At 39.6% G+C, this 4,790-nt stretch carries 4 protein-coding genes and 1 pseudogene; 3 read left to right on the plus strand and 2 right to left on the minus strand.

Annotation, left to right across the window (positions count from 1 at the left end; translation table 11 throughout):
* A partial coding sequence (locus tag AB7U36_RS18525) for a glycosyltransferase (protein WP_428161145.1) occupies positions 1 to 936 on the plus strand: 936 nt, incomplete at its 5' end.
* Between the two features lie 145 nt (positions 937 to 1,081).
* A complete protein-coding gene (locus AB7U36_RS18530) occupies positions 1,082 to 2,290 on the plus strand; it encodes an O-antigen ligase family protein (RefSeq protein WP_428161146.1) in 1,209 nt (402 codons plus the stop codon).
* A gap of 13 nt (positions 2,291 to 2,303) precedes the next feature.
* Here AB7U36_RS18530 and AB7U36_RS18535 read toward each other — a convergent pair whose 3' ends face one another.
* The gene (locus AB7U36_RS18535; RefSeq protein WP_428161147.1) at positions 2,304 to 3,224 is read right to left on the minus strand and encodes a glucosamine inositolphosphorylceramide transferase family protein; all 921 of its coding nucleotides are present in this window, start codon (positions 3,222 to 3,224) and stop codon (positions 2,304 to 2,306) included.
* Between the two features lie 441 nt (positions 3,225 to 3,665).
* On the opposite strand from AB7U36_RS18535, the gene AB7U36_RS18540 reads away from it, so the two are divergent.
* The gene (locus tag AB7U36_RS18540; protein WP_004072879.1) at positions 3,666 to 4,586 is read left to right on the plus strand and encodes a glycosyltransferase family 2 protein; all 921 of its coding nucleotides are present in this window, start codon (positions 3,666 to 3,668) and stop codon (positions 4,584 to 4,586) included.
* A gap of 20 nt (positions 4,587 to 4,606) precedes the next feature.
* On the opposite strand, the pseudogene AB7U36_RS18545 reads toward AB7U36_RS18540, so the two are convergent.
* A pseudogene (locus AB7U36_RS18545) lies at positions 4,607 to 4,790 on the minus strand (glycosyltransferase family 2 protein); the annotation flags it as partial.

The following is a 4,790-nucleotide window of genomic DNA, read 5'->3' on the forward strand; positions in this document are numbered from 1 at the left end:
CTTATTTGTTTAAATTTTAAAAAAGGATTAGGCATTTATAGATGGCTCACCGACCTTTACTATTGTCAAAAATTAAGAAAAATTATTCGAAAAATCGAAAGACAAAATCATGTTGCAGCTATTTTTGCTCATGAGATGTTCTCTTCTTTTCTTCTGGGAAATTTTAAATCTAAGTCCCCAGTTTTTCATACGATCCATACGAATTACTCTGAGGGGTATTTAAATGGGAAAAAATCAGGTCGAAGATTTAAAAAACTCAGGAAGTTATATAACCAAAAAAATATATTAACTGTGTCCGAAGGAATTGCAAATGATCTTTTAAACAATTTCAAAGTTTTTCCTAAGTTTATACAAACGATGTACAACCCTTTCGATTTTGAAAACATTAAAGAATTAAGTTTGAACCCTATCGATTTTAAGGAGGAAGAATTCATTTTAACTGTAGGAAGATTTTCAAAAGAAAAAAGGCATGACATACTACTGAAGGCTTATTGGGCTGCCAATATTTCTTTGCCTTTAGTGATTATAGGAGATGGCTCCATATATGAGAAAGAGCATCTTAAAGAAATGATTGAAACGTTGGACTTAACAGAAAAAGTTTATCTTGCCGGGTTTAAAAAAAATCCATATGCCTGGATGAGGCGTGCAAAATTGTTTGTCTTATCTTCTGATTTTGAAGGCCTTTCAAATGTATTAATTGAATCCTTGATTTGTGGTACCCCGGCTATTAGTACGAATTGTCCTTCAGGGCCTTCAGAGATCCTTATCAGTACTCCTGACGCTTTATCCCCAGTTGGGGATGTCGAAAAATTATCCTACAATATTGTAAAATTTTCTAAAAATCCGCCTGAAATCAATCAAGCCGATTTGAGTCGTTTTGACTCTAAAACCATTTTCAAGCAGTATGAATCATATATTGCTGAGCTTTCCTTCTAATTTATGGGGTTTGTTTTCCTGTGAACTATTATGCCGAAATACCCAATCAGCTGAGAAATATGCATAAAAACGATAATACTTTTTTATGAGCCGACCAATAAAACTTTTTTTACTCCCCGGACACAACTAAACAAATGCTGGCAAAATGATATCACACATAAATTTAAGCAAAGTCTGCAGTTCCGCACTGATTTTATTGGCAGCTACCATCCCTGTATCCACGGCCATGACCTATATGGTCTTAGGAATTTTCCTTTTGTTCTGGATTCTGGACAACTTCAAGAACCCGTTAAAAGAATTGACAGTTATCATAAAATCCAACCCTGTGGCGATGGCCGGCTGTACATTTTTCCTGATTCATATAGCAGGGCTTTCCTATACCAGTGCCGGGCAGGAAAAAATACTTGAGGGCCTCCAGAACGGCGGTAAGTTCCTATTCATAGCCATGGCCATGATCTATTTAAAGAAAGAAAAAAATACCCGGGCTGTTTTGATATCATTTATTGGTGCCATGGGAATAATTCTTCTTCTCTCGTATCTGATACGGGTCAGCATGGTGCCGGACTTTATACCTGTAAAGGGCAACCCGTTTGACTGTTATGTTTTCCATGATCACATCAAACACAATACATTCATGGCATTTACTGTATTTGTTACGGCAGTGCTGGCCAGGTCGGCTAAAACACTTAAAGCACGACTTCTATGGACAGGATTCAGTTTCCTGGCCTTAATCAATGTATTATTCATGGTAAACGGGCGAACCGGCCATCTGATTAGCCTTGTCCTTTTTATGTACTATTTTTTTTCATGGAGCAACCGGAAAAGTATTGTAATCGCCTCTATCATCTGTCTTTGCATGGGGCTTTCTTTATGGGTCTATCCATCCAATCCTTTGTTAACAAGAGCCCGTATCGCAGTCAATGAAATAAGGGGATGGAATTACGGAGAACCGGCAAGTTGGACCTCATCTTCCGGTCTCCGCCTTGAATTCTACACAAATTCTCTTAAACTTATAAGAAAAAGCCCTTTCATCGGTACAGGCACAGGCAGCTTCCAAACATCCTACTCTAAATTGATAAAAGGAACCCAATTTCATCGATCAGACAATCCCCATAACGATTTTTTGATGGCTGGTGCTCAGTTTGGCCTGGTGGGTATTTTGGTTCTTCTCTCTTTTTTCCTCACCCAATGGTGCTATGCGGGATTGTTACAAAAGAAAAAAAGGATACTGCTTGCCCGGGGCTTTGTCTTAACCATCATAACAGCCTGTATGGTCGCGTCTCCGCTCAAAGACAGTGCTGAAGGCTGGTTTTTTGCATTAATGAGTGCAACCCTGTTTGCACCGCAAAGTTAGTTTTCGCCTAACCTTAGACACTACTTCCCTTGCTCGATCCATATCCATCAACATAAGCCCGCCAGGAGCCATCCGGCAATTGGGTTGCGTCAACAGTATGCATGCCATGGCTGTTCCATCCAGCTCCGGAAGCCTCAAGGACAGGGGTTGTAATGGGTTCTTCACTATAGGCTTTAGTTGTCAATGTAGTGATCTTAAAGCCCCAGACTTTACTCCCATATATGGGCAAGGTATCTTGGGCAAAACGAATCGGGTTATTTTGATACAAAATCACCCGTCCTGCAGGGCGTGCATAATGGGGATCTTTTTTGCGTATCGGACTTTTCTGATGCTGTTTGTAAGGACCTTTCAAATGCTGGGAAAAATATAGCCTAAGAGTCGAATTCCCCGAATCTGTAAACAACCACCAAATGTCATTATAGAAAAAAAGACTATTGTCTGCAAAACGCTTGCCTTTCAGTAAGATGGTATCCAGTTCCCAATGAAAAGGGAATGATACAGCACGATACAATCGAATCTGCCGGAATTGTCTGGATTCAGGAATAAGGTAAAATTGATTTTCCCAAATAAATACATAAGGATAAGAAAGATGAAAAGGCTCGTTAAGGACAACCTTCTCATAATGCCATGTTGTCCCGTCCTCACTGCTTGCCAAGGCTATCTTTCCTCTATAACCGGTTTTAGTTTTCACCTCAGATTCAAAAAAAAGGTAGTGCTTATCTTCATACTGGACACCAAAAGGGTCTGCGACAAGTATTGACTGTCCATCGGATACGTCACAGGGGGATAGAATTGGGTTGGTTATATTGATAGGCGGTTGTAAGGTAAAAGGGGAAACACCCTCATAGATGCCGATGGACCATTGGCAATCATGGGGTGGTGTTTGCGGAACCAATTTTTTCCTATAAAAAAATAAGTTGGGGATCTTAATCATAAAGCGCTATATGTATCCTAACAACTCGATATTATTAAAAAAAACAATTAACTTCACTATGCTTATTAAATTGCAGCCGTCAATCAATAACATCTCTTTGCATCCAATAACATCTCTTTGCATCGAATGCAATTGGCAGGCCCCCATTGAGCAACGTTGGATGAATGCAGGATTCAAAAAAAATCAACCTATAAAATGACAAGCAGACTGTGGAAAATCTGCGCTTCAAACAGAATGACTATAAATGAACTATTTGCATTTAGAACGATTTATTTTCATAATTTTGGCATTGTTTCCTGAGTTAATAGATATATTTTACAATGGTCATATGATATATTACTGTAAGGGTTTGTGCCCTGACGGAAACTGAAGAAGCATGGTTCAACCGTAACTTGCAAATTAGCAAAAAACAATAAAAGTATCCGGGGAAGAACACAATTCATGACAGATGTTACGATTATTATTTTAAGCTACAATACCAAAGAACTGCTTCTCAACTGCATTAAAAGCGTATTTGAAACCATAAAAGAGCTTTCTTTTGAAGTTGTGGTGGTTGACAACAACTCCCACGACGGCAGTCCCAAGGCAGTTCTTAAGGCTTTTCCCGATGTCCGTGTGATTGAAAACAGTGAAAATCTTGGATTTGCCAAAGCAAACAACATCGTACTCAGAGAGACGAAAAGCCCGTATGCGCTCCTGCTCAATTCAGACACAATCCTGACCCAGGGGGCTGTGAAGGCAATTTGCGATTTTATGGAAGAAAAAGATGATGCCGGCATATGCGCCGGTCAGCTGTTAAATGAAGATGGAACAAAACAAAACTCCTTTGCTTACTTTCCAGGTATTTTTACCCTCCTGTTTAATGAGAGCCTTATTAATACCATCTCTCCCTTTCGGAAAAACAAACATTCCATCACACACACCGAGGTAAAGGTGGACTCATGCATTGGCGCATGCATTCTCATGAAAATGGAAGCCGTGAGAAAAGCAGGCTTTTTTGACGAATCCTTTTTCTTTTTCTTTGAAGAGACCGATTTAGCCCTTACCATGCATCAAAATGGATGGTTTTCATATATCGTTCCCAGGGCAAAAATCTATCATTTAGGCGGACAAAGTGTCGGCCACAGTATTAAATCAAGGCTGCTTTTTTCCCAGTCCCGGCGAATTTATTATAAAAAACACTTTCCTTTGCTTTCCTGCGTATATATGCCGCTGATCATGGTAAGGCTGACGGCAGATTTGCTCATAAATCTAACGGTATGGACGCTGACTCTATTTTTTGCAACCGGAAAAAAAAACAAGGCCATGCTCTACTATGAACTTCTTATCTGGCATATGAAGGGATGCCCCGCCGTCCAGTGAGCCCTTAAAAAAATTAGGAATCAAACCTTTGGCAACGGATTGTGAATAAAAACGTCCAGTCCTTTTTGTTTTAAGTGAAGTTTAGCGTACTTATAGAACGTACTTTCAAAACTGCTAAGAGAAATAATAAATCCCGGCCAACCGTCCAGGCAGCCCAGTTTTAAAATATACATGCTGAACAAAGCCCACAAGCCATGGGCAAGA

The organism is Desulfobacter sp., assembly GCF_050177295.1.